This window comes from Caballeronia sp. PC1, assembly GCF_021353155.1.
GTDB classification, from domain to species: Bacteria; Pseudomonadota; Gammaproteobacteria; order Burkholderiales; family Burkholderiaceae; genus Caballeronia; species Caballeronia cordobensis.
Genome location: NZ_JAJUBH010000003.1, coordinates 769015 through 793107, shown reverse-complemented (window position 1 = coordinate 793107; position 24093 = coordinate 769015). Strand labels below are relative to the sequence as shown.

Genomic DNA, 24093 nt, shown 5'->3' with positions numbered 1-24093 from the left:
GGAGCCTATGCCCGTCGATAACAACGACCGCTACGGCGACAAGACGGACACGTCTTGCGAGTTTCACATCGCCGGAGTCGTTGTATACGCGCGTATAGAAGCACTGCAGCACGTCATGCATGCGCTCGCCGCGCTGCCAGGCGCTCAGGTGCACGGCGCCAGCGCCGACGGCAAGATCGTCCTAACGCTCGAAGGGAACCGCTCGTCCTACGTTGCGGAGCAATTGCACGCGGTTCAGGCGATTCCCGATGTCGTAAGCACCGCGCTCGTCTATCAGCATCACGAGCATGCCGATTCGTTGAACGAGGACATCGCCGATGAAACTGACTCGTCGCGCGTTCATTAAGCAGACGGCCGCGGCGACAGCGGCCGCCTCCGCGGGCATCACGCTGCCCGGCATGGAAGCTGTTGCGCAAAACGACGACATCGCCTGGTCGAAGGCGCCCTGCCGGTTCTGCGGCACGGGATGCGGCGTGGTCGTCGGCGTGAAGGCCAATCGCGTCGTCGCGACGCAGGCGGACCCGCAGGCGGAAGTCAATCGCGGGCTGAACTGCGTGAAGGGCTATTTCCTCTCGAAGATCATGTACGGCCAGGACCGCCTGACCACGCCGCTCATGCGCATGAAGGGCGGCAAGTTCGACAAGAACGGCGAGTTCGCGCCGGTATCGTGGGACACCGCGTTCAACGTGATGGCCGAGCAGTTCAAGCGCGTGCTAAAGGAAAAAGGGCCGACCGCCGTCGGCATGTTCGGCTCGGGGCAATGGACGGTGTGGGAAGGCTACGCCGGCGTCAAGCTCATGAAGGCGGGCTTTCGCAGCAACAACATCGATCCGAACGCGCGGCACTGCATGGCCTCCGCCGTGACCGGCTTCATGCGCACCTTCGGCATGGACGAGCCGATGGGCTGTTACGACGACATCGAGGAAACCGATGCCTTCGTGCTGTGGGGCTCGAACATGGCCGAGATGCATCCGGTGCTGTGGACGCGCGTCACGGGGCGGCGGCTCTCGGACCCGAACGTGCGCGTGGTTACGCTCTCCACGTTCGAGCACCGCTCGTTCGATCTCGCCGACGAAACCATTATCTTCACGCCGCAGACCGATCTCGCGATCATGAATTACATCGCGAACTACATCATCAAGAACGGCAAGGTGAACAAGGATTTCGTCGAGAAGCACACGGTGTTCAAGAAGGGCAATACGGATATCGGTTATGGGCTGCGGCCCGATCATCCGCTGCAGAAGGCGGCGAAGAACGCGAACGACCCGAACGGCTCGCAGCCGATTACTTTCGACGATTTCGCGAAGTTCGTGTCGCGCTACGACGCGGCCTACGTGACGAAGCTCTCGGGCGTGCCCAAGGCAAAGCTCGATCAGTTGGCGGAGTTGTACGCGGACCCGAAGACGAGAGTCGTGTCTTTCTGGACGATGGGCTTCAATCAGCACACGCGCGGCACGTGGGCCAACAACATGGTCTACAACCTGCACCTCCTGACGGGCAAGATCTCGACGCCGGGCAACAGCCCCTTCTCGCTGACCGGACAACCCTCCGCGTGCGGCACGGCGCGCGAAGTGGGGACGTTCTCGCATCGCCTGCCCGCCGACATGGTCGTGACCAACCCGAAGCATCGCGAGGAAGCGGAACACATCTGGAAGCTGCCGGCGGGCACGATTCCCGACAAGCCGGGCTTTCACGCCGTGCTGCAAAACCGCATGCTGCACGACGGCAAGCTCAACGCCTACTGGGTGATGGTCAACAACAACATGCAGGCCGGCGCGAACATCAATAACGAAGGGCTGCCGGGGTATCGCAAGGAGTCGAATTTCGTCGTCGTGTCGGATGTGTATCCGACCGTCACGGCGGTCGCGGCCGACATGATCCTGCCCTCGGCGATGTGGGTCGAAAAGGAAGGCGCGTATGGCAACGCCGAGCGCCGCACGCAGTTCTGGCACCAGCTCGTGAGCGCGCCCGGCGACGCGCGTTCGGACCTGTGGCAGATCGTCGAGTTCTCGAAGCGCTTCAAGGTCGAAGAGGTGTGGCCCGCCGAGCTTATCGCCAAGAAGCCGGAGTACAAGGGCAAGACGCTCTACGACGTGCTGTACCGCAACGGCCAGGTCGACAAGTTCCCGGCGTCGCAGGAAGACGCGAAGTATCGCAACGACGAGGCCAAGGGGTTCGGCTTCTACATCCAGAAGGGATTGTTCGAAGAGTACGCGAGCTTCGGCCGCGGACACGGCCACGATCTCGCCCCGTTCGACGACTATCACAAGGCGCGCGGGCTGCGCTGGCCCGTGGTGAACGGCAAGGAAACGCTCAGGCGCTACAAGGAAGGCTCCGATCCTTACGTGAAGGCGGGCACCGGCTGGCAGTTCTACGGCAATCCGGATGGCCGCGCGGTGATCTATGCGCTGCCTTACGAGCCGCCCGCCGAGTCGCCGGACAAGGAGTATCCGTTCTGGCTCGCGACCGGCCGCGTGCTGGAACACTGGCATTCCGGATCGATGACGCGGCGCGTGCCCGAGCTTTACCGCGCGTTTCCGAACGCCGTCTGCTTCATGCATCCCGACGACGCGAAAGCGCTCGGCATCCGGCGCGGCGTCGAAGTGCGCGTGATCTCGCGGCGCGGCGAGATGCGCACGCGCATCGAGACACGCGGGCGCGACAAGCCGCCGCGCGGGCTCGTGTTCGTGCCGTGGTTCGATGCGAGCCAGCTCATCAACAAAGTGACGCTCGACGCCACCGATCCGATCTCGTTCCAGACCGACTTCAAGAAGTGCGCGGTCAAGATCGTCAGGGTCTAGGAGCACGCCATGCGCACGTTCTTCGCCCTCGTCATCGCCTCGCTCGCCGGGCTTGCCGCGCTCGCAATCGCGCAGCCCACGGTTCCGGACCTGCCGTTTCACGACTCGCTGCGCGGCACGACCCCGCTCAACGAGGAGCCGAAGGCGCCGCTCATCGCGCCGACCGAAAACAAGGATGTGATCCGCGGGCTCAACTACGCGCAGCAGCCGCCGACGATCCCGCACAAGATCGACAACTATCAGCTCGACAAGAACGCGAACCGCTGTCTCGCCTGTCACGCGCGCAGCCGCGCCGAAGAGAGCGGCGCGGTGCCGGTTGCGGTGTCGCACTACATCGATCGCGACGGCATGGTGTCGGGACATCTGTCGCCGCGCCGCTACTTCTGCACGCAATGTCACGTTCCGCAAGCGGATACCAAGTTGCTGATCGGCAATACGTTCGTCGCCGTCGAGGATATCAAGCAGCCGGCGTCCAAGAGCCAACCCAAGAAATAAAGAATCATCATGCGCGAACTGATCAAGCGCTACTGGACCACCATTCGAAGGCCGAGCCTGTATTACAGCCTCGGCTTTCTGACGCTGGGCGGCTTCGTCGCGGGCGTGATCTTCTGGGGCGCCTTCAACACGGCGATGGAGCTCACCAACACCGAAGTCTTCTGCACGGGCTGCCACGAGATGCGCGACAACACCTATGCCGAACTGAAGAACACGATTCACTTCAGCAACCGCACCGGCGTGCACGCGAAGTGCTCGGACTGTCACGTGCCGCATAACTGGACGGACAAGATCGCCCGCAAGATGCAGGCGTCGAAGGAAGTGTGGGCGAAAGTCTTCGGCACGGTGAACACGCGCGAAAAGTTTCTCGACAAGCGGCTCGAACTGGCCGAGCACGAATGGGCGCGCTTCAAGGCGAACGATTCGCTCGAATGCCGCAACTGCCATTCGTTCCAGTACATGGATTTCACGCGCCAGAGTCCGCGCGCGCAGGAGGCGCATCAGCGCTTTCTGGAGACGGGCGAGAAGACGTGCATCGACTGCCACAAGGGCATCGCGCATGAATTGCCGAACATGGTGAAAGCCGAGGAAATGGAGAAGTCCAAGCGCAAGTGAGCCACGCCCCCACGACGCTATCGACTGAGAGGAAACCTCGATGCTGAGCGCCCGGCAACTCGACGTGATGCGCGGCAGCCGCACCATCGTGGCCGGCGTGGATTTTTGCGTCGATGGCGGCGCGGCGCTCCAGATCCACGGCGCGAACGGCAGCGGCAAGAGTTCGCTGATCGCCGCGCTCGCGGGCCTGCTGCCGCCCGCCGCGGGCAGCGTGTCGTGGCGCGGCGCGAACGTGCGCGACGATCCGGCGCGCTTTCGCCGCGAGCTCGCCTGGCTCGGCCATGCAGATGGTTTCAACGGCGAGCTGACGGTCGCGGAGAATCTCCGCTTTGCGGCTTGGCTCGGCGCGAACGGCGCGCATGCCGATGAGCGCAACGTACTCGACCGCGCCGGCGTGCTGCCGCTCATGAACGCGCGTCTGAACCGTTTGTCGCAAGGGCAAAGACGGCGCGTCGCGCTCGCGCGCCTCGTGCTCGCGAAGAAGCCGCTCTGGCTGCTCGACGAACCCACCGAAGCCATCGACGACGCGGGCGCGCTCTGGTTCGCCGCCTGCATCGACGATCATCTGCGCGAAGGCGGCATGCTCGTCGCGACGACGCATCGCCCGCTCGCGGTCGATGTCACGCGCGCGCGGCATCTGTACCTCGAACGGAGCGCGGCATGATCGTGCTTCAGGTGATCCGCCGCGAACTGATCCTCAACTGGCGCTCGCGCACCGTGACGCTGTCCGTGCTGCTGTTCTTCGTGCTGGCGTCGAGCCTGTTTCCGCTCGGCATCGGTCCCGATCCGAAGCTGCTGCACGCGATCGCGCCGGGCGTGCTGTGGGTCACGGCGCTGTTCGCGGCGCTCCTGTCCGCGGGCCAGCTCTTCAGCAACGATTTCGCCAGCGGCGCGCTCGAACAGATGCTGCTGTCGCCGCAGCCGCTCGCGGGCATCGTGCTCGGCAAGATCGCCGCGCACTGGATCACGACGGGCCTTGCGCTCGTCGTGCTCGCGCCGGTCGTCGCGCTCGAATACGGGCTCGATGGACGCACCGTCGTCATGCTCATGGCATCGCTTCTGATCGGCACGCCGCTCTTGTCGCTGATCGGCTCGATGGGCGCGGCGCTCACCCTCGGCGTGCGCGGCGGCCACGTCGTGCTCGCGCTTTTGATCCTGCCGCTCTACGTGCCGGTGCTCGTGTTCGGCGTCGGCGCGGCCGATCCCGCCGCGAGCGCCGCCTGGTCCAGCGCGAATTTCTCGCTGCTCGCCGCGGCCCTGTGCGTCGCGCTCTGGCTATGCCCGTGGGCCAGCGCGGCCGCCTTGCGCATCTCGATGGAATAGCGCCCATGAACTGGTTCCGCTTCGCCTCCCCGCACCGTTTCGAGCGCTTCGCCGCGCGCGCGACGCCGGGGTTCGCGCTCGCATCCGTGGCGTTCATCGTGGCGGGGCTGGTGATCGGTCTCGCCATCGCGCCCGCCGATGCGCTGCAACGCGACATCTACCGCATCATGTTCGTGCACGTCCCGGCGGCGTGGATGTCGATGTTCATCTACCTCGTGATGGCCGCGTACTGCGCGCTGCATCTCGCGATGAACACCCGCCTCTCCGCGATGATGGCCCGCGCGCTCGCCCCGACCGGCGCGCTCTTCACGGCGATCGCGCTCGTCTCCGGCGCGCTGTGGGGCAAGCCGACATGGGGCACGTGGTGGGTCTGGGACGCGCGCCTGACTTCCGAGCTGATCCTGTTCTTCCTGTATGTCGGTTTTCTCGCGCTGCATGCCGCGATCGACGGCACGCGCCGCGCCGATCGCGCGTGCTCGATGCTCGCGCTGATCGGCGTCGTGAATATTCCGATCATCTATTTTTCCGTGCAATGGTGGTACACGCTGCATCAGGGGCCGTCGCTCGGTTTCGGCAGTGGCGTGTCGATGACCACCTCGATGGCATGCGGCATCCTTGTGATGACGGCCGGCTTCTGGTGTTACGCGATCGCGGTGTCGCTGGCGCGCGTGCGCGTCATCCTGCGCGCGGCGCAACGCGTCTCGACTAACGAACGTCCATCGCGGATCGAGGAGCGTGCCGCATGAACGTCCTGTCGATGCTCGCCGCCAATCCGATCCTCGCCGCCGCGCTCGCGATCACGTTCCTGCTGATGGCCGCCGAAGCGTGGCTCGTATATCGCGCGCTGCGCGAGCCGGAGATGCGCCGATGAAGGCGCGCCATCGCCGCTTCGCCTTCGTCGCGCTGGGCATGGCGAGCGCGGGGCTCGCGTGCGCGTTCGTGCTCAACGCGTTTCGCGCCAACGTCATGTTCTTCGTGAGCCCGAGCCAGATCGCGACACAGGAAGCGACGCGCACGCAGCGCTTCCGGCTCGGCGGGCTCGTCGAACGCGGCTCGCTCGTGCGCGATAGCGACGGCCGCACGGTGCGCTTCGTCGTCGCCGACGCGCGGGCGTCGGTTCCCGTCACCTACACGGGCGCGCTGCCCGACCTGTTCCGCGAAGGCAGCGGCGTCGTCGCGCAAGGCAGGCTCGACGCGGACGGACGCTTTCACGCCGACGAAGTGCTCGCGAAGCACGACGAAAAGTACACGCCGCCGCAGCTCGAACGCGCGCTGCACGAAGTGCGCGCATCGACGGATGCGAACGCGAACGCGGGGTCGCGCCGATGATTCCGGAAATCGGCCATTTCGCGCTGATTCTCGCGATGCTGCTCGCACTCGTGGCGGGCGTCGTGCCGATGCTCGGCGCGCGCCTTTCCGTCGAGCGCTGGATGCGCGTCGCCGCGCCCGCCGCGTGTGGGCAATTCGTATTCGTGGCGATCGCGTTCGCGTGTCTCGCGGCGTCGTTTCTCGGCGACGATTTTTCCGTCGTCTACGTCGTCGGCAACTCGAACTCGGCGCTGCCGGCGATTTATCGCTTCACAGCCGTCTGGGGCGGGCACGAAGGCTCGCTGCTGCTCTGGGCGCTGCTGCTGACGCTGTGGATGATCGCCGTCGCGGGATTCGGCCGACGCCTGCCATTGCCCTTCGCCGCGCGCGTGCTCGGCGTGATGAGCTGGATCAATGCGGGCTTTCTGCTTTTCATGCTGCTGACGTCGAATCCGTTCACGCGCATCATGCCGCCCGCGATGAACGGGCGCGATCTCAACCCGCTGCTGCAAGACCCCGGCATGGTGATCCATCCGCCGTTGCTGTACATGGGCTATGTCGGCTTTTCGGTGGCGTTCGCGTTCGCGATCGCCGCGCTGCTCGAAGGCAGGCTCGACGCCGCGTGGGCGCGCGCGTCGCGGGCATGGACGCTCGCCGCGTGGATCTTCCTGACGCTCGGCATCATGCTCGGCAGCGCGTGGGCGTACTACGAACTCGGCTGGGGCGGATGGTGGTTCTGGGACCCGGTCGAGAATGCGTCGTTCATGCCGTGGCTCGTCGGCACGGCGCTGATTCACTCGCTCGCGGCGACGGCGAAGCGCGGCGCGTTCCGCGCATGGAGCGCGCTGCTCGCGATCTGCGCGTTTTCGCTGTCGCTGCTCGGCACGTTTCTCGTGCGCTCGGGCGTCGTGACATCGGTGCACGGTTTCGCATCCGATCCCACGCGCGGCGTCTTCATTCTCGCGCTGCTCGCGCTGTTCTCGGGCGGTGGCCTCGCGCTGCTCGCGTGGCGCGCGCCGCGTGCGGCGTCGGCGGTGGGCTTCGAGCCGGTATCGCGCGAGGCGCTGCTCTTGTCGAACAATCTGCTGATGCTCGTCGCGGCCGCTTCGGTCATGCTCGGCACCCTCTATCCGATGGCGCTCGACGCGCTCGATCTCGACAAGATTTCGGTCGGCGCGCCGTACTTCGACAGCGTGTTCGTCCCGCTGATGACGCCCGCCATCTTCCTGATGGGCGTCGGCCCGCTTGCGCGCTGGAAAGCCGCGCGTCTGCCGGAAATCGCCGTGCGTCTGCGCTGGGCCGCGCTCGTGAGCGTGGCGAGCGCGTTCCTGCCCGGCGTGTCGCGCCCGCTCGTGAGCCTCGGCTTTCTGCTCGCCGCATGGACCTTCGCGACCATCGCGACGAGCGTGTTCGAGCGCGTCGTGAGGGCGAGACAGCGCGTGCGGCTCGCGACGCTCGGCATGTGGCTCGCGCATGCGGGCGTCGGGGTGTTCATCGTCGGGGTGACGATGGTGAAGGGCTTTCCCGTCGAGCGCGATGCGCGGATCGTGCCCGGCGGCAGCGTGGATGCGGGCGGCTATCGCTTCCGTCTCGACGACGTGCGCGCGATCGACGGCCCGAACTATCGCGCGACGCGGGCGACGATCACCGTCACGCGCGACGGACGCGCCATCGCGACGCTCAATCCCGAAAAGCGCGAGTTCCTCGTCTCGAACATGCCGACGACGGAAGCGGCGATCGACCGCGGCGTGCTGCGCGATCTCTACGTCGCGCTGGATCAGCCGGCGGGCGCGAACGCATGGACCGTGCGCATCCAGATCAAGCCGTTCGTGCGCTGGATCTGGGGCGGCTGTATTTTGATGGCGCTGGGCGGGCTGCTCGCCGCGGCGGACCGGCGTTACGCGCGTATCAAAGCGACGCAGCCGCGCGTGACGACGGTTGCTGCGGAACCCATCGCAGAGACCGGACGATGAAGCGCTTTCTCATTCCGCTCGCCGTGTTGGGGGTGCTCGTCGCGCTGCTCGGGGCCGGATTGCGGCACGATCCGCGCCGGCTGCCTTCGGCGCTCATCGGCAAGCCCGCGCCCGCGTTCGATCTGCCGCGTCTCGACGCCGCCGGCCGCACGATGTCGTCCGACGCGCTGCGCGGTCAGGTGTGGATATTGAACGTGTGGGCGTCGTGGTGCGAGGCGTGCCGCGACGAGCACCCCGTGCTGATGAACTTCGCGGCGAGCGGCGCGGCGCCGGTCTACGGCCTGAACTACCGGGACGAGCGCGAACCCGCGCTGCAATGGCTGGAGATCGCGGGCAATCCTTACGTGACGTCGTTTGTCGATCGCGACGGGCGCACGGGCATCGACTATGGCGTGTACGGCGTGCCGGAAACGTTCGTGATCGACCGCTCGGGCGTCGTGCGATACCGGCAGGCGGGGCCGCTCACGACGGCGTCGCTGGAGCGCGTGATTCTGCCGCTCGTCGGCAAGCTGCAAAAGGAGACGGCGCGTGACTAGCCGATACGCGTGGATCCTTCTCGCGTGCATGGCGTGCGCCCACGCCCAGGCATCGCCCGACGACGAACGCGCGCGCCATCTCGCGGAGCGCTTTCGCTGTGTGGTGTGCCAGAACCAGAGTCTCGCCGATTCGAACGCCGACCTCGCCGCCGATCTGCGCGCGCGCATTCGCGAGCAGGTCGGGCAAGGCGCGAGCGACGAGCAGATTCAGGCCTACATGGTGCGGCGGTATGGCGACTTCGTGCTGTATCGGCCGCCGGTGAAGCCCGTCACATGGGCGCTGTGGTTCGGGCCGTTCGCCGTGCTCGCGGCGGGCGCGCTGGCGATGGCGCTGCATATCCGCCGTGCCCGCAAACACAGGAGCATGCACCGATGATCGCGTTCTGGCTGATCATTGCCGTGATGCTGCTCGGCGCGCTGGCCTGCGTCGTGACACCGCTCTTGCTGACGTTTGCGCACGAGCGTGGACAAGCGCACGCGGCGTTGGCTGGACTGATGATCGCGCTGATTCCGGCGTCGGCGCTCATGCTCTACATGCGTATCGGCGATCCGGCCGCGCTCGCGATCCAGACCGCGCCGCTCGCAGTATCCGGCGAACATGCCGACGCGCCCGCTTCGATGGAAGCTGCGGTCAGCCGCCTCGCCGCGCGGCTACGCGACAGCCCCGACGACGCGGCCGGCTGGGCGATGCTCGCGCGCTCCTACGTGGTGCTCGACCGTCCGGGCGATGCCGCCGAGGCGTACCGCCGCGCCGTCGCGCTGAATCCGCGCGACGCCGAGTTGCTCGCCGATTACGCCGATGCCTTGGCGAGCGCCAACGGCGGCGGGCTCAACGACGCGGCGCTGAATGTGATCGGCGCGGCGCTCGCGCTCGATGCGCAGGAGCCGAAGGCGCTCGCGCTGGCGGCATCGGCCGCATTCGACCGTCGCGATTACGCGAGCGCGATCCAGTTCTGGGACCGCTTGAGCAAGGTGCCGGATCTCGCGCCGCAGATCGCAGAGCAGGCGCAAAAGAATATCGATGAGACGCGCGCGCTCGCGGCGAAGGGAAGCGCGGCTTCAATGGTCGATTCAAAGGCGGCTTCGCTCGAAGTCCGCGTGCACTTGAGTGCGGCGCTGGAAAAGCGCGTTCGCCCGACGGATACGCTCTTCGTCTACGCGCTCGCGGACGACGGCTCGCGCATGCCGCTCGCGGTGCAGCGCCTGAGCGCGAGCCAGTTGCCCGCGACCGTGCGCCTGGACGATTCGATGGCGATGACGCCGAACCGCCGTCTCTCCGATTTTTCGCGCATCAGTGTCGATGCGCGCGTGTCGGCCTCGGGTCAGGCACGGCCCGCTGCGGGCGATTTCACAGGATCGAGCGGACTGGTGTCGTCTAAAGACGCGGGCGTCATCGACGTGACGATTTCTGATGTCGTCCGCTGAATACTTCGCCTAGCGCGGCTTGCCCGCGCAGGGCTGAACCGACTTCGCATTCTCGGCGATGTCGAGATCCCAGTCGCCTTGTTCATACCAGTCTTCGCCGAGCAGCTCGGCGGGATGCTGCGTGCGGCTGGAGCCGTTGCCGCAGCGCATGGCGTCGGTCGAACAGTAGTGATCGCAACCCCAGCAATTGCGTTCGGGATGCGTGGGGTTCAGCGGAAAGCGCTTCGACATGGCGAGACTCCTTCGATTGCGGCGTGCGAGACATCGGCATCGAGATTAGAGCCGGCGCTGGCTTCCGCCAATAGGAACCCGGCGATCCGAGGGCGCACGCGGCGAAGCAGACCATTTCGCATTTTTCAACAGCCCGACGGCACGGCCTTCGTCGCGCCCGTCAGCAGCAATTCGATCAGATCGCGCACACTGCGGATTGCCGCGCCGAACGGCAGCTTCTCGCGTCCGCGGAAAAACAGGCCATTGCCGACATCGCCGCGCAGTGTCGCGGCCAGCCGCGTGTCGATGCAGAAATGGCCGAATTTCTCAATGCCGTCGCGCAAGCCGCACGCGCTCAGACATTCGAGCGCAGACGGGCACGTCTGCTTGCGCGCGCCGATCTTCGTGCGGATGCGTTCTTCGTTGCGCAAATAGCGCATGAGCCACGGCGTTTTGACGGCGCGCGCGGGCAGGCCCGTCACGCTGATGAATTCGACGATATCGTCCGGCGTTGCCTCGACGAGCACGCGCTTGAAGTTGGGATGCGCGTCGCCCTCTTCGGTGACGGCGAACGGCGTGCCGATCTGCACGCCGTTCGCGCCCGCCGCGAGCCATGTGCGCACCGCTTCGTGGCTGTTGATGCCGCCCGCGACGATCACCGGCACGTCCGAGCGCTTCAGTCCAAGCGATTCGAACGACGCATCCAGTTCCGCCAGCACGCGCTCGAAACCGAAGCGTTCATTGTGCATGTCCGCGACGTCGTTGACGCCGAGATGGCCGCCCGCATGCGCGGGATGTTCGATCACGATGGCGTCGGGCAAGCGGCCTTTCTTCATCCACTTCTTGAGCACGAGCGTGACGCCGCGGCTGTCGGAGAGAATGGGGACGAGCGCGATATCGTGGCCTTGCGTGAGATCGGGCAAATCGAGCGGCAGGCCCGCGCCCATCACGATGGCGTCCGCGCCTTCCTCGCACGCGACGCGCACGTAATCCGCATGCGCGCTCACCGCTTTCATCACGTTGACGGCGATCATGCCGCGCCCTTCCGACAACTTGCGCGCCGCCGCGATTTCACGGCTGAGCGCGATCAGGTTGGCGCGTTCGAGCGTCGCGCGCGTATGGTCTTCGCGGCACATCTCGAGCAGATCGTCATGATGATGACGCAAGTCGATGCTCGCGATCGTGCCGACCGCGCCTTCCCGCGCCACGCTGCCCGCGAGCCGATGCGCCGAAATGCCGACGCCCATGCCGCCCTGCACGATCGGCAGCAGGCTGCGCCCACGAATCGTGAGCGGCGTGAAGGGATGATCGTGAGGCTTCATGTGCGATTCGGTTTGGTGTGAATTCATGTTGAACTGCTCGATGTGATGTGCGCTTCGGTGCCTGACGCGGGTCGCTTACGCGGTTTCCGTCGTCCTGGCCGTGTCATGACCGACCGCGTAAATCGCGACCTGCACGCGGCTCGTGAGATTGAGCTTGCGCAGGATGTTGCGCACGTGGATCTTCACCGTGCTCTCCGCGAGCATCAGCGAACGTGCGATTTCCTTGTTGCTTGCGCCATGCGCCAGTTCGCGCATGATGTCGCGCTCGCGCGTCGTGAGCGGATCGGCTGCGGGGGCCGGAGCCGGTGCGGGCTTCGGCGTGCGCATGCTCATGACAAGCTTCGCGGTCATGTCGTCGGCAATGACCGGATGGCCTGCCGCCGCCTTGCGGATTGCGCTTGCGAGCGTCTCCGCCTCGATGCTTTTCAGCAGATAGCCGCATGCGCCTTCGCGCAGCGCGAGAGAAAGTTCGTCGAGATCCTCGGAAACCGTCAGCATGACGACCACGGTTTGCGGTACGTCCTGCACGAGCAGCTTCAAGGTCTCTAGCCCCGAAAGCCCCGGCATGTTGAGGTCCAGCAGAATGACGTCCGGGCGAAATTGCTTCGCGCGCTTGAGGCCTTCGAGCCCATCGGCTGCTTCGCCGACGACTTCGAAATCGGACTGCCGTTGCAAAAGGGCGTGCACGCCGGAGCGAAACAGCGCGTGATCGTCGATCAACAGAATGCGGATGGTCATGACACAACTCGAAGCAGCGTGAAACGCGCGCCACGGACCATTTTCAGGCGGCCTGGCGCGCCGGGGCCGGCAAGACGAGCTCGACACGTGCGCCGCCTCCGGGTGTTCCCGTCAGCCGAAGCGAGGCGCCCAGACGTTGCGCGCGCTCTCGCATGATATGCAAGCCTACGTGCGTCTCGCCGAGTGCGGCCATTTCATCTGGATCGTAGCCTTGTCCGTCGTCCTCAACAAGGAGGCTGAAATCACGTCCATTGACAATCGTCACGTGAACGCACTGCGCCTCGGCGTGCTTTCGAATGTTCGAGAGCGCTTCCTGCAAAATGAACAGCACCTGCAATTGCTGATCCGGCGACAAAGGCAGCCCGCCTTCGTCACGGTAGTCGACGCGGGGCGCGACGCCTGACTGAACGGTGAAACGTTCGATCGACTCGTCCACCGCACGCCTGAATTCGCCAGTGCCAAGTCTCGTGCGGAAGTTGATGAGTAGTTCACGAACGTCGTCATAACTCTCGGCCACGCCGCCCGCCAGCAGGGGCACGATCTCGCGCACCTCATCCATGCGGTCCTCGCGCGTCGCGCCATCGAGGAGATGCACTTGCATCTTCAGAAAATTGAGACTCTGCGCGATGCTGTCATGCAAGCCTTGCGCCACGAGGTTGCGCTCCTCCGAGACGGCGAGTTGCCGCGCCAGCGCCGCGAGCCGCCTGCTCTTGAGCGCCGTGCCGAAATGCCCGCCGAGCGTGTCGAGCAACTGCGCCTCCGACGCGGGAATGGCGCGTTTCTCCCTGAAGTGCAGCGAGAACGTACCCAGCTTCTCCCCTTGCGAGACAATATCGAACGCGGCTACGGCCGCGAAGCCCACGCGCTCGCAGGGCCGCTCGTCGCAGGCGCAGTCAGTGGCGGCAAAGCAGCGCTCGTCCTGAAGCAGCGCGGCGGGCAATCCTTCCGATTCGATCAACCGTATCTGGCCGTCCTCCGTGGCAAGACGCACCGCCGCGGCGTCCGCGTCGAATTGACGCGTGAGACGTGCGAGAAAGCCCTGGCATAGCGCATCGACGTCATTCGGCTGATTGAGAAAAGCCGCCATCTGATAGAGCGCCGTAAGCTCGCGGTTCTGCGCGGCAAGCTCGGCCGTCTTCGCTTCGACGCAGCCTTCGAGATGGCTGTACAGCGTCTGAAGCTCGGCGGCCATACGGTTGAAGCCCGCCGTCAGGTGCCCGAACTCGTCGTGCGTCATGACCTGCAGGCGCGTGTCGAACTGACGCCGCCGGATGCGCTTGAGGCCGTCCTGCAAGCGCTGCACCGGCACGACGATCCACAGAAAGAGCAGATACACGATAGCCAGCGTTCCGATACACGCCATTGCGCCCAAGGCCATCTGCGACGTGCGCAGCCAGCCGGTCTTGCGCGCGTTTTCCTCCTCAATGAGCACGACCAGCTCGTCCGCCCCGGCGACGAAACCCGGCAAAGCGTCCACATAACCCGACACGGCTTTCGGATCGGCCGCTGCAACGCCCTTTTGCGCATCCGGTTCGAGTCGCGCGTGCCACTCATTCGCGACCTTGTCGAACTGGCTGCGCACGTTGGCGTCGTCGGGGAGAAATAGCGGGCGCGCGGGGTCGCCCCGGCGCAAGCGGTCGATTGTCGCGTTCATCTGATCGATCTGCGATTGCAGTGCCGATCCCGGCATGTCCTGCCGCTTGATGAGCGCGAGCGCAACCGCGTGCGCGCGCATGCGCAGGCTCCCCGCATCGTTGATGGCCGCGCCTGCGCCTTGCAGTTGCCACGACAGCCAGAGCGTCCCGCCGATCATCGCGAGAACGAGAACGAGCGACACCACCGACAGCGTGACGATGCGTGTGGTTAGACGTTCTCGATACGACGGCAGGGACATGTTCGATCTTCGAAATCAGCGGCTGCGGACCAGTTGCCACGCCCGCGTGAGATATCCGAGCGAAGCGAAGCCACTCCAGACATGTACCAGCCGCGTGAACGGGAAGATGACGAAAAGACTCATGCCCATGAACAAATGTACACGGAAGAGCAGCGGCGCATCTGCGACATAAGTGGCCGCATCGGCGCGGAACGTAACGATGTGTTGCGCCCAGGTCATGAGGCTCACCATCATCGCGCCATCCATATGACCGGCCGAGAGGCCGATGGTCGACAAGCCGAGCAGCAGCGTGATGAGGATCCAGACCAGCAGTACGCGGTCGCCCATTTTCGTCACGGCGGAGAGCCGCGCGCTCGTCAGGCGGCGATGCAGCAGGATCAGAAGACCCGCGAGACACATCGCGCCCATGATGCCGCCCGCGATCATCGCCAGCGCCTGTTTGACGCTGTGCTCGACGCCGAGCGCGTCCCACACGGCGACCGGCGTCAGCAAGCCGACGAGATGACCGAAGAACAGCCCGAGAATCCCGATGTGAAACAGGATATTGCCGAGCCTGAGATTGCCACGGTCGATGAGCTGCGTGCTGTCGGCCTTCCAGGTGTACTGCTCACGTTCGAAGCGCACGAGGCTGCCGAACAGGAAGATACTCGCGGCGATGTACGGATAGATGCCGAACAGGAAGGAGTTGAACATGTTCATCGTGCGTCCTTTGCGATGGGTGCGCCCGCGCCGCGCGATGCGTCGCGCGGATGAAAGCGAATGGTCTGCGTGTCCTGCCGCATGTGCGGCGCGAGCAAGGGCTCGACGCCGTCCGGCCCCGGCCCGAAGGTTTCGAGCATCTCGTCCATGTCTCGCACGGGCGGTTGCACCAGCGGGCGCGGCTTAACGGTGGCGAGCTCGCGCAAGACCGCGAACACGGCTGCATACGGGCTTTCGTCGCGCGCGAGACGCTCGCCGATCGCGTCGAGCACGTGAATGGCGTCGTTCAGCAAGGCTTGCGCACGGTCAGGATCGATCGCGCCGAGGACTTCGAGAAAGAGCGGCACATAGTCCGGCAACTCGTTCGTCTCGATATCGAGCCCAAGACCGCGATACTCGTCGAGCAGATCGACCATCGCCTGGCCGCGGTCGCGGCTTTCGCCGTGAACGTGCTCGAAAAGATGCAGCGAATGCGACGGATTGCGGTCGAAGGTCGACACGTAGGTCAGTTGCGAGTCGATCAGCGGACGCTTCAGCGACGCAACGAGCGGCGCAAGGCGCTTTTGCGCCTGCGGCCAGTCATGCAACGCGGTTCCGATCTCCGGCAGCGCGTCCAGCAGCGCGGGCTCGGGATAATCGAGCAGCGCGGAAAGAATGGAATAAAGCGACATCGTTCGTTCCTCGATCAACTTTCCGACAAGGCGTTCTTGCGCGACTTCGGCAACGCCGCGTAACTCACCTCGCCGTGGGTCCTCGACCCGAAGAGCGATCCCTCCGACTCGCCGGGCGAGCCGCAGTTGCCGAACGAGAAACCGCAACTGCCCTTTTCGTCGAAGCTGTCCTGCACCATTTCCTTGTGCGACGAAGGCACGACAAAGCGGTCTTCGTAGTTGGCGATCGCCATCAACTGGTACATCTCTTCCACTTGCGATGCGGTGAGACCGACGTCGTTCAACACCGCTTCGTCGTTCACGCGGTTCACGTTCTGCGCGCGCTTGTAGGCGCGCATCGCGAGCATGCGATCGAGCGCGGCGACGATCGGCGCTTCATCGCCCGCCGTAAGGAGGTTCGCGAGATAACGCATCGGAATGCGCAGGCTCTTCACATCGGGGATCACGCCGTTCATGCCCATATGCCCCGCGTCCGCCGCCGATTGAATCGGCGAGAGCGGCGGCACGTACCAGACCATCGGCAACGTGCGATATTCGGGATGCAGCGGAAACGCGACCTTCCATTCGCACGCCATGCGATAAACCGGCGAACGCTTTGCCGCGTCGAGCCAGCTTTGCGTGATGCCCTGACGCAGCGCTTCGGCCTGGACCTGCGGATCATGGGGGTCCAGAAACAGATCGAGCTGTGACTGATAAAGATCGGTGGTCGCCTCGACCGACGCCGCTTCGGCAATGCGGTCCGCGTCGTACAGCATCACGCCGAGATAACGGATGCGGCCCACGCACGTTTCCGAGCAAACGGTCGGCTCGCCCGCTTCGATACGCGGATAGCAGAACACGCACTTTTCCGCCTTGCCCGACTTCCAGTTGAAGTACATCTTCTTGTACGGGCAACCGGACACACACATGCGCCAGCCGCGGCACTTGTCCTGATCGACGAGCACGATGCCGTCGTCCTCGCGCTTGTACACGGAACCCGAGGGGCACGACGCGACGCACGCCGGATTCAGGCAGTGTTCGCACAGGCGCGGCAGATACATCATGAACGTGTTCTCGAAGGTCGAGTACATCTCCTTCTGCACGTTCTCGAAGCGCGCGTCACGGCCGCGCGATGCGAATTCGCCGCCCAGGTCGTCTTCCCAGTTCGGCCCCCAATGGATCTTGTCCATCTTCTTGCCGGTGATCGCCGAAACCGGTCGCGCGGTGGGCGGCGTTTCCGAAAGCGGCGCGTTCTGGAGGCGAGCGTAGTCGTAAGTGAACGGCTCGTAGTAATCGTCGATGCCCGGCAAATTCGGGTTCGCGAACAGGTTCGCGAGCACTTTCAGCTTCGGCCCCTGACGCAGCTCGATGCGCCCGTCGCTCTTGCGAATCCAGCCGCCGTTCCACTTCTCCTGGTTCTCCCACTGTTTCGGATAGCCGATGCCCGGCTTCGTCTCGACGTTGTTGAACCACGCGTACTCGACGCCGTCGCGCGACGTCCACACGTTCTTGCATGTCACCGAGCAGGTATGGCAGCCGATGCATTTGTCCAGATTCAGGACCATCGCCACCTGGGCGCGGATCTTCATGATGCTGCTCCTTCCTTGAGCGGGCCTTCGAGCCAGTCGATTTTCTTCATCTTGCGCACGATGACGTATTCATCTCGATTGCTGCCCACGGTGCCGTAGTAATTGAAGCCATAGGCCTGTTGCGCGTATCCGCCGATCATGTGCGTGGGTTTGAGCACCGTGCGCGTGACCGAATTGTGGATGCCGCCGCGCATGCCGCTCGTCTCCGCGCCCGGCACGTTGATGATCTTCTCCTGCGCGTGATACATGAGACACATGCCGCGCGGCACGCGCTGACTCACGACGACGCGCGCGGTCAGCGTGCCGTTCACGTTGAAGACCTCGACCCAGTCGTTGTCCGCGAGGCCGGCCTCTTTCGCTTCCGATTCCGACACCCACACGTGCGGGCCGCCGCGCGACAGCGTGAGCATGCGCAGGTTGTCCGTGTAGGTGGAATGGATGCCCCACTTCTGGTGCGGGGTGATCCAGTTCAAAACGAGTTCATGCTCGCCGTTGGGCTTCGCGCCGAGCATCGGCGAAACGGTCTTCGTGTCGATTGCGGGCTTGTAGACGCACGAACCCTCGCCGAAGTCCAGCATCCAGCGGTGATCCTGATAGAACTGCTGCCGCCCGGTGAGCGTGCGCCAGGGAATCAACTCGTGCACGTTCGTGTAGCCTGCGTTGTAGCTGACTTCCTCCGATTCGAGTCCCGACCATGTCGGTGCGGAAATGATCTTGCGCGGTTGCGCCTGCACGTCGCGAAAGCGGATCTTGTCGTGCTCGCGGCCAAGCGCGAGATGCGAGTGATCGCGTCCCGTGATCTTCGAAAGCGCTTCCCAGGCCTTCACGGCGACATGGCCGTTCGTCTCGGGCGCGAAGGTGAGGATCATCTCGGCGGCGTCGATGGCGGTATCGAGACGCGGCCGGCCCTTGCTCTCGCCGGACAGCGACGCGAGTTCGTCCACTTCATGCGCCGTGTTCCAGTTGATGCCCTTGCCGCCATTGCCGAGCTTCGCGAGCAACGGTCCGACCGACGTGAACTTGTCGTAGATCGCGTTGTAGTCGCGCTCGACGAGCGTCATCGACGGCGCGGTCTTGCCGGGGATCAGGTCGCATTCGCCATGACGCCAGTCCTTCGGCTCGAACGCCTGGCCGAGTTCGCCTGGCGTGTCGTGCATGAGCGGCGCGCAGACGAGATCCGTGCGCGTGCCCAGATGCTTTCCGCCGATTTCCGCGAACTTCTTCGCGATCGCCTTGTAGATTTCCCAGTCGCTCTTGCTTTCCCACAACGGCTGCACCGCTTCCGACAACGGATGGATGAACGGATGCATGTCCGACGTGTTGAGATCGTTCTTCTCGTAGAACGTCGCGCTCGGCAATACGATGTCGCCGTAGAGGCATGTCGTGCTCATGCGGAAATCGAGCACGGTCAGGAGATCGAGCTTGCCTTCCGCGGCTTCGCGCACGTTCACTTCGGACGGCTTGATCGCGTCGGCTTCGTCGCCGAAAAGCGCATTCTGCGTGCCGAGCAGATACTTCAGGAAGTACTCGTGACCCTTGCCGGAACTGCCGAGAATATTCGAGCGCCACACGAACATGTTGCGCGGGAAATTGACGGGATTGTCCGGGTCGTCGCACGCGAAGTTCAGCGCGCCGGACTTCAGTTGATCGACCGTGTATTCGATCGGATCGCGGCCCGCGCGCTTCGCGGCATCGACGATATCGAGCGGATTCGCGCCCAGTTGCGGCGCCGAAGGCAGCCAGCCCATGCGCTCGGACTTCGCGTTCATGTCGAGCATCGAGAGACGTTCGTAGCGCGACTTGTCGGCCGTGGGCCCGAGAATTTCATCGAGCGCGACTTTTTCGTGACGCCATTGGCTCGTGTGGTTATAGAAGAACGACGTGCCGTTCATCTGGCGGGGCGGGCGCGACCAGTCGAGCGCGAACGCGAGCGGCGCCCAGCCAAACTGCGGACGTAGTTTTTCCTGACCGACATAGTGCGCCCAGCCTCCGCCGCTCTTGCCGATGCAGCCGCACATCATCAACAAATTGATGATGCCGCGATAGATCATGTCGTTGTGATACCAGTGATTCAGCGCCGCGCCGACGATCACCATGCTCTTGCCCTGCGTGCGATCCGCGTTGTCCGCGAATTCGCGCGCCACCTGGATGACGAGATGGCGCGGCACGGTGGTGTGCTTTTCCTGCCATGCGGGCGTATAGGGCATGTCGTCATCGTAGGACGATGCGACGTTCGCGCCGCCGAGACCCCGATCGACGCCATAGTTCGCCATCTGCAAGTCATATACGGTCGCGACGCACGCGCTCGTGCCGTCCGCCAGCGTGATGCGCTTGACCGGCACGCGGCGCGCGAGCAGCGCGTCGTGCTCCGCGCCGAAGTACGGGAAGCTCACTTCCGCCACTTCGTCGTGCGAGCCGATCTGCGTCAGACGCGGATCGATATCGCGGCCCGAGCCGCCATCCTTCTGCTCGAGGTTCCAGCGGCCGACCTTCGCGCCGCCGTCATGGTTCACCTCGCCCCAGCGAAAGCCGATTGTGCCGTTCGGCGCGACGATCTTGCCGCTCGTCTCGTCAATGACGAGCGTCTTCCATTGCGGATTGTTCGCTTCGTCGAGATCGTTCTGCAATTGCGATGCGCGCAGGAAATGGTCGGGCACGAGCGTGCCGTCGCCATTCGGGTTCTCGCGCAACACGACCAACATCGGCATGTCGGTATAGCGCTTCACGTAATCGCGGAAGTACGCTGACTTGCCGCTTGCGTGGAACTCCTTCAGCACGACATGACCCATCGCCATGGCGAGCGCGGCGTCGGTGCCTTGCTTCGGCGCGAGCCAGATGTCGCCGAACTTCACCATCTCGCCGTAATCGGACGAGACCGCGACCGTCTTCGTGCCCTTGTAGCGCACTTCCGTGTAGAAGTGCGCGTCCGGCGTGCGCGTTTGCGGCACGTTGGAACCCCACACCATCAGATACGTGGAGTTGTACCAGTCCGCGGATTCGGGCACGTCCGTCTGCTCGCCCCAGACCTGGGGCGACGCGGGCGGAAGGTCGCAATACCAGTCGTAGAACGACAGGCACGCGCCACCGATCAGGCTCAGATAGCGCGCCCCGGCGGCGTAGGACACCATCGACATGGCGGGGATCGGCGAGAAGCCGATCACGCGGTCGGGCCCGTACTTGCCGACGGTGTACGCATTCGCCGCCGCGATGATCTCGCTTGCCGTGTCCCAGTCCGCGCGCACGAAACCGCCAAGGCCACGCACGCTCTTGTAGCGCTTCGCCTTGACGGGGTCTTCACAGATCGACGCCCACGCCGCGACCGGGTCGAGCGTCTTGCGCGCCTCGCGCCACATCTCGATGAGACGTCCGCGAATCATGGGGTGCTTCACGCGCTGCGCGGAATACACATACCAGCTATACGACGCGCCACGCGGACAGCCGCGCGGTTCGTGATTCGGCAGATCGGGACGCGTGCGCGGATAGTCCGTCTGCTGCGTCTCCCACGTGATCAGGCCATTCTTGACATAGACCTTCCATGAGCAGGAGCCCGTGCAGTTCACGCCGTGCGTGGAGCGCACGATCTTGTCGTGCTGCCATCGGCTGCGATAGCCGTTTTCCCATTTGCGGTCTTCGTTCACGACCGCGCCATGTCCATTCGAGAACGTGGACTTGATGCGCGACATGAACTTCAGCCGATCCAGAAAGTGACTCATCCGTTTCTCCGGGCGAGGCGGCCGCGAGCCGCCATGAATACGTTGATTCGAGTGTAGGGGCGCGATGACCACGCGCCCATTCCCCGAAAGGAGCGCTCGTTGCGCGTCATGCGGATTACTTCGCTTAGTCCTTTCGAACTAGTTCAGCACGGCATGTCCGCGTTGCGACGCGCATAGCAGACCCAGGTGACCACCGCGCACACGGCGTAGAAGCCGATGAAGCACCAGAGCGCGGCGTCGGGCGATCCGGTCATGCTCATCGAGGTGCCGAACCCGCGCGGGATGAAGAAGCCGCCATACGCGCCGATCGCACCGGCGAAACCCAGCACCGCCGCCGATTCCTTGCCCGCATCGTGCTGCGCCTGCTTTTTCGCCGCATCGGACTGGTTTGCGGATTCGCGCTGCTTCTGCGTGAGGAAGATCACCGGGATCATGCGGAACGTCGATCCGTTGCCGATGCCCGTCAGCGCGAACAAGGCGATGAACATCGCGAGGAAGCCGCCGAAGCTGCCGCCTGCGCCGTCGTGCGGCAAAGACGCCATCACGCCGAACACGGCTGCGATCATCGCGATGAAGGTGAACAGCGTCACGCGCGCGCCGCCGAGACGGTCCGAGATCCAGCCGCCGACCGGACGCGTGAGTGCGCCCGCGAGCGGCCCGAGGAATGCGTAGGCGGTCGGATTCACGGACGGAAATTCCGCCTTCGTCAGCAGCGCGAGACCGGCCGAAAAACCGATGAACGAGCCGAACGTGCCGATATACAGCAGGCACATGAGCCAGTTGTGCTTGCGCCTGAAGATGACGGCCTGCTCGGCGAACGATGCCTTCGCGTCGGCGATGTCGTTCATGCCGAACCACGCCGCGAGCGACGCGACGGCGATGAACGGCACCCAGATGAAGCCCGCGTTCTGCAGCCAGATGCTGTGCTCGACGCTGTTGACGGTGTACGACTGCCCCTCGCCCGCGAGCGCGCCGAACACGCCCGCCGAGATCACGAGCGGCGTGACGAACTGCACGACGGACACGCCGAGGTTGCCGATGCCGGCGTTCATGCCGGTCGCGAAGCCCTTCTCCGCTTTCGGGAAGAAGAAGCTGATGTTGGCCATCGACGAACTGAAGTTCGCGCCGCCCAGACCGCACAGCAACGCGAGCACGAGCAGCGTCGGATAGGTAGTCGAGGGGTCGCGCAACGCGATCCCCATGCCGATTGCCGGAATCAGCAGGCTCGCGGTGGACAGCGCGGTGAATCGCCGTCCGCCGAAGATCGGCACGAGGAACGAATAGAAAATGCGCAAGGTCGCGCCCGAGAGCGCGGGCAGCGCGGTCAGCCAGAACAACTGGTCTTTCGTGAAATGGAAGCCACCTTTATCGAGACTGACTACGACGACGCTCCAAAGCGACCACACCGTGAACGCGAGCGCCAGCGCGGGAATCGAGATCCAGAGATTGCGGCGGGCGACCGACTGGCCGCTCGCGCGCCAGAACGCCGCGTTTTCCGGCTCCCATTTGGTGAGCAAGTAACGTGATGGTGTTGACATGATTACGCTTTCGATTGAAATGTGAAGTGCATGCAGATCAGGCTGACCGCGGTCGCGCCGAACATCAGCATGAAACAGGTGGTGCGCACGCCGGTCAGGTCGACGAGCAGTCCAAAGAGAATCGGCAAAAGGAAACCCGCAAGCCCGCCAGCGAGGCCGACGACGCCCGAAACCGCGCCGATGTTCGACGCGAATTCATCCGATACGAACTTGAAGACCGACGCCTTGCCGACCGCCATTGCCACGCCGACGACGAACATCAGCGCGGTGTAGCCGAGCGGTCCCATGGCGATGTGGAACGTGACCGGGCCGTCTTTCGCGTGGACCACGAAATCGGTCACGGGGTAGCTCAGCAGGAAGAAGCACGCGAGCGCGACCCACATGACGATCCATGTCGTGCGATACGCGCCGAAGCGGTCCGACATCCACCCGCCGAACGCGCGCAGCACGCCGCCGGGCAGCGAAAAGCACGCGGCGAGGAACGCGGCCTGTTCGATGCCGAAGCCGTATTGATTCACGTAGTACTGCGGCATCCACAACGCGAGACCGACATAACCGCCGAACACGACCGAGTAGTACTGCGCGTAACGCAACACCCGCCGGTCTTTGAGCACGGCCATCTGCGCGCCGAAACGCTGCGTGCCGGCGCTCCGGTGCGCCGGGTCGGAAGCGGAAAAGAGCCAGAACAGGAGCGCGGTGACGAGCATCGCAACGGAATAGACCTTCGGCACGATGGTCCACGTGCCCGCCGTAAGAATCAGCACCGGCGCGACGAATTTGGTCAGCGCGGCGCCCGAATTGCCCGCGCCGAAAATGCCCATGGCGAGACCCTGACGGGACTTCGGAAACCAGCGCGCGACATACGGCGTGCCCACCGAAAACGACGCGCCCGCGACGCCGACGAACAGCCCGAGCACGAGGAATTGCCACAACTCGGTGGCGTAGCTGATCAGCCAGATCGGCACGATGGTCACGGCCATCGTGAAGAAGAACACGGCGCGGCCGCCCAGGCGGTCGGTCCAGATGCCGAGCGGCACGCGCGCGAGCGAGCCCGTCAGGACGGGCATCGCGGCGATGAGGCCGAATTCGGTATCGGTGAGATGGAGCTGCTTCTTGAGAGGAATGCCGAGGATGGCGAACATCATCCATACGGCGAAGCAGATGGTGAAGGCGAAGGTGCTCGCGCCGAGCACGCGCCATGCGCGCGCGTCGGCGGAGACCGAGGTAGTGGCGGGTGTGTTGACGACGCTCATCGTCCGTTCCT

Annotated in this window: 23 protein-coding genes; 13 read left to right on the top strand and 10 right to left on the bottom strand. The window is 64.6% G+C overall.

What is annotated here, in order from left to right:
- Window positions 1-7: 7 nt before the first annotated feature.
- Genes LY284_RS28325 through LY284_RS28270 form a run of 13 tightly spaced genes read left to right on the top strand, consistent with a single transcriptional unit; the run spans window position 8 to window position 10476 of the window.
- Window positions 8-346: a chaperone NapD gene (locus LY284_RS28325; protein WP_045461668.1), complete on the top strand. Its 339-nt coding sequence runs from the start codon at window positions 8-10 to the stop codon at window positions 344-346.
- On the top strand, window positions 318-2801 hold the full coding sequence (gene napA / locus LY284_RS28320) for a periplasmic nitrate reductase subunit alpha (protein WP_233389517.1): 2484 nt from the start codon (window positions 318-320) through the stop codon (window positions 2799-2801). The genes LY284_RS28325 and napA overlap by 29 nt, the downstream gene beginning before the upstream one ends.
- A 9-nt stretch (window positions 2802-2810) precedes the next feature.
- Window positions 2811-3296, top strand: coding sequence for a nitrate reductase cytochrome c-type subunit (locus tag LY284_RS28315; RefSeq protein ID WP_045461673.1), 486 nt, complete (start codon window positions 2811-2813; stop codon window positions 3294-3296).
- Window positions 3297-3305: 9 nt separating this feature from the next.
- Window positions 3306-3911, top strand: a complete 606-nt coding sequence (locus LY284_RS28310; RefSeq protein ID WP_014252797.1) for a NapC/NirT family cytochrome c — start codon at window positions 3306-3308, stop codon at window positions 3909-3911.
- A 40-nt stretch (window positions 3912-3951) separates the two neighbouring features.
- Window positions 3952-4575: a cytochrome c biogenesis heme-transporting ATPase CcmA gene (gene ccmA, locus LY284_RS28305; RefSeq protein WP_233389514.1), complete on the top strand. Its 624-nt coding sequence runs from the start codon at window positions 3952-3954 to the stop codon at window positions 4573-4575.
- Window positions 4572-5234, top strand: coding sequence for a heme exporter protein CcmB (ccmB, locus tag LY284_RS28300; RefSeq protein ID WP_014252799.1), 663 nt, complete (start codon window positions 4572-4574; stop codon window positions 5232-5234). The genes ccmA and ccmB overlap by 4 nt, the downstream gene beginning before the upstream one ends.
- A gap of 5 nt (window positions 5235-5239) precedes the next feature.
- Entirely contained in the window at window positions 5240-5980 is a 741-nt protein-coding gene (gene ccmC, locus LY284_RS28295; protein WP_233389512.1) for a heme ABC transporter permease CcmC, read from the top strand.
- The gene (locus LY284_RS38825; RefSeq protein WP_255724936.1) at window positions 5977-6105 is read left to right on the top strand and encodes a hypothetical protein; all 129 of its coding nucleotides are present in this window, start codon (window positions 5977-5979) and stop codon (window positions 6103-6105) included. Before ccmC ends, LY284_RS38825 begins: the two co-directional genes overlap by 4 nt.
- Window positions 6102-6563, top strand: a complete 462-nt coding sequence (gene ccmE / locus LY284_RS28290; protein WP_233389510.1) for a cytochrome c maturation protein CcmE — start codon at window positions 6102-6104, stop codon at window positions 6561-6563. Before LY284_RS38825 ends, ccmE begins: the two co-directional genes overlap by 4 nt.
- A complete protein-coding gene (locus tag LY284_RS28285) occupies window positions 6560-8515 on the top strand; it encodes a heme lyase CcmF/NrfE family subunit (protein ID WP_233389508.1) in 1956 nt (651 codons plus the stop codon). Before ccmE ends, LY284_RS28285 begins: the two co-directional genes overlap by 4 nt.
- The gene (locus tag LY284_RS28280; RefSeq protein ID WP_233389506.1) at window positions 8512-9051 is read left to right on the top strand and encodes a DsbE family thiol:disulfide interchange protein; all 540 of its coding nucleotides are present in this window, start codon (window positions 8512-8514) and stop codon (window positions 9049-9051) included. Before LY284_RS28285 ends, LY284_RS28280 begins: the two co-directional genes overlap by 4 nt.
- Window positions 9044-9427 carry a cytochrome c-type biogenesis protein gene (locus LY284_RS28275; protein ID WP_052485893.1) on the top strand — a complete coding sequence of 128 codons (384 nt, stop codon included), beginning with the start codon at window positions 9044-9046 and terminating at the stop codon, window positions 9425-9427. The genes LY284_RS28280 and LY284_RS28275 overlap by 8 nt, the downstream gene beginning before the upstream one ends.
- A complete protein-coding gene (locus LY284_RS28270; protein ID WP_233389504.1) occupies window positions 9424-10476 on the top strand; it encodes a tetratricopeptide repeat protein in 1053 nt (350 codons plus the stop codon). The genes LY284_RS28275 and LY284_RS28270 overlap by 4 nt, the downstream gene beginning before the upstream one ends.
- A 9-nt stretch (window positions 10477-10485) precedes the next feature.
- On the opposite strand, the gene LY284_RS28265 is transcribed toward LY284_RS28270, so the two are convergent.
- The 10 genes from LY284_RS28265 to LY284_RS28220 form a co-directional block, all read right to left on the bottom strand.
- Complete coding sequence (locus LY284_RS28265; RefSeq protein ID WP_233389502.1) at window positions 10486-10707, bottom strand: DUF3079 domain-containing protein; 222 nt, start codon at window positions 10705-10707, stop codon at window positions 10486-10488.
- Window positions 10708-10832: 125 nt separating this feature from the next.
- A complete protein-coding gene (locus LY284_RS28260; protein WP_233391047.1) occupies window positions 10833-12008 on the bottom strand; it encodes a nitronate monooxygenase family protein in 1176 nt (391 codons plus the stop codon).
- Window positions 12009-12083: 75 nt separating this feature from the next.
- A complete protein-coding gene (locus LY284_RS28255; protein WP_014252807.1) occupies window positions 12084-12746 on the bottom strand; it encodes a response regulator transcription factor in 663 nt (220 codons plus the stop codon).
- A gap of 43 nt (window positions 12747-12789) precedes the next feature.
- Window positions 12790-14640 carry a type IV pili methyl-accepting chemotaxis transducer N-terminal domain-containing protein gene (locus LY284_RS28250; protein ID WP_233389500.1) on the bottom strand — a complete coding sequence of 617 codons (1851 nt, stop codon included), beginning with the start codon at window positions 14638-14640 and terminating at the stop codon, window positions 12790-12792.
- A gap of 15 nt (window positions 14641-14655) precedes the next feature.
- Window positions 14656-15339: a respiratory nitrate reductase subunit gamma gene (narI, locus tag LY284_RS28245; RefSeq protein ID WP_077161206.1), complete on the bottom strand. Its 684-nt coding sequence runs from the start codon at window positions 15337-15339 to the stop codon at window positions 14656-14658.
- Entirely contained in the window at window positions 15336-16010 is a 675-nt protein-coding gene (gene narJ / locus LY284_RS28240; protein ID WP_233389498.1) for a nitrate reductase molybdenum cofactor assembly chaperone, read from the bottom strand. The genes narI and narJ overlap by 4 nt, the downstream gene beginning before the upstream one ends.
- A gap of 14 nt (window positions 16011-16024) precedes the next feature.
- Window positions 16025-17578 carry a nitrate reductase subunit beta gene (narH, locus tag LY284_RS28235; protein WP_233389495.1) on the bottom strand — a complete coding sequence of 518 codons (1554 nt, stop codon included), beginning with the start codon at window positions 17576-17578 and terminating at the stop codon, window positions 16025-16027.
- Window positions 17575-21291, bottom strand: coding sequence for a nitrate reductase subunit alpha (locus LY284_RS28230; RefSeq protein ID WP_233389493.1), 3717 nt, complete (start codon window positions 21289-21291; stop codon window positions 17575-17577). Before LY284_RS28230 ends, narH begins: the two co-directional genes overlap by 4 nt.
- A gap of 143 nt (window positions 21292-21434) precedes the next feature.
- Complete coding sequence (locus tag LY284_RS28225; RefSeq protein WP_233389492.1) at window positions 21435-22829, bottom strand: NarK family nitrate/nitrite MFS transporter; 1395 nt, start codon at window positions 22827-22829, stop codon at window positions 21435-21437.
- A 2-nt stretch (window positions 22830-22831) separates the two neighbouring features.
- Window positions 22832-24082, bottom strand: a complete 1251-nt coding sequence (locus tag LY284_RS28220; protein ID WP_233389490.1) for a nitrate/nitrite transporter — start codon at window positions 24080-24082, stop codon at window positions 22832-22834.
- Window positions 24083-24093: the final 11 nt, after the last annotated feature.

Excerpts from the sequence above, each read along its gene's own strand:
- LY284_RS28325 (WP_045461668.1), top strand. The coding sequence starts at position 8 with ATGCCCGTCGATAACAACGACCGCTACGGCGACAAGACGGACACGTCT.
- napA (WP_233389517.1), top strand. The coding sequence starts at position 318 with ATGAAACTGACTCGTCGCGCGTTCATTAAGCAGACGGCCGCGGCGACA.
- LY284_RS28315 (WP_045461673.1), top strand. The coding sequence starts at position 2,811 with ATGCGCACGTTCTTCGCCCTCGTCATCGCCTCGCTCGCCGGGCTTGCC.
- LY284_RS28310 (WP_014252797.1), top strand. The coding sequence starts at position 3,306 with ATGCGCGAACTGATCAAGCGCTACTGGACCACCATTCGAAGGCCGAGC.
- ccmA (WP_233389514.1), top strand. The coding sequence starts at position 3,952 with ATGCTGAGCGCCCGGCAACTCGACGTGATGCGCGGCAGCCGCACCATC.
- ccmB (WP_014252799.1), top strand. The coding sequence starts at position 4,572 with ATGATCGTGCTTCAGGTGATCCGCCGCGAACTGATCCTCAACTGGCGC.
- ccmC (WP_233389512.1), top strand. The coding sequence starts at position 5,240 with ATGAACTGGTTCCGCTTCGCCTCCCCGCACCGTTTCGAGCGCTTCGCC.
- LY284_RS38825 (WP_255724936.1), top strand. The coding sequence starts at position 5,977 with ATGAACGTCCTGTCGATGCTCGCCGCCAATCCGATCCTCGCCGCCGCG.
- ccmE (WP_233389510.1), top strand. The coding sequence starts at position 6,102 with ATGAAGGCGCGCCATCGCCGCTTCGCCTTCGTCGCGCTGGGCATGGCG.
- LY284_RS28285 (WP_233389508.1), top strand. The coding sequence starts at position 6,560 with ATGATTCCGGAAATCGGCCATTTCGCGCTGATTCTCGCGATGCTGCTC.
- LY284_RS28280 (WP_233389506.1), top strand. The coding sequence starts at position 8,512 with ATGAAGCGCTTTCTCATTCCGCTCGCCGTGTTGGGGGTGCTCGTCGCG.
- LY284_RS28270 (WP_233389504.1), top strand. The coding sequence starts at position 9,424 with ATGATCGCGTTCTGGCTGATCATTGCCGTGATGCTGCTCGGCGCGCTG.
- LY284_RS28265 (WP_233389502.1), bottom strand. The coding sequence starts at position 10,707 with ATGTCGAAGCGCTTTCCGCTGAACCCCACGCATCCCGAACGCAATTGC.
- LY284_RS28260 (WP_233391047.1), bottom strand. The coding sequence starts at position 12,008 with ATGAAGCCTCACGATCATCCCTTCACGCCGCTCACGATTCGTGGGCGC.
- LY284_RS28255 (WP_014252807.1), bottom strand. The coding sequence starts at position 12,746 with ATGACCATCCGCATTCTGTTGATCGACGATCACGCGCTGTTTCGCTCC.
- LY284_RS28250 (WP_233389500.1), bottom strand. The coding sequence starts at position 14,640 with ATGTCCCTGCCGTCGTATCGAGAACGTCTAACCACACGCATCGTCACG.
- narI (WP_077161206.1), bottom strand. The coding sequence starts at position 15,339 with ATGAACATGTTCAACTCCTTCCTGTTCGGCATCTATCCGTACATCGCC.
- narJ (WP_233389498.1), bottom strand. The coding sequence starts at position 16,010 with ATGTCGCTTTATTCCATTCTTTCCGCGCTGCTCGATTATCCCGAGCCC.
- narH (WP_233389495.1), bottom strand. The coding sequence starts at position 17,578 with ATGAAGATCCGCGCCCAGGTGGCGATGGTCCTGAATCTGGACAAATGC.
- LY284_RS28230 (WP_233389493.1), bottom strand. The coding sequence starts at position 21,291 with ATGAGTCACTTTCTGGATCGGCTGAAGTTCATGTCGCGCATCAAGTCC.
- LY284_RS28225 (WP_233389492.1), bottom strand. The coding sequence starts at position 22,829 with ATGTCAACACCATCACGTTACTTGCTCACCAAATGGGAGCCGGAAAAC.
- LY284_RS28220 (WP_233389490.1), bottom strand. The coding sequence starts at position 24,082 with ATGAGCGTCGTCAACACACCCGCCACTACCTCGGTCTCCGCCGACGCG.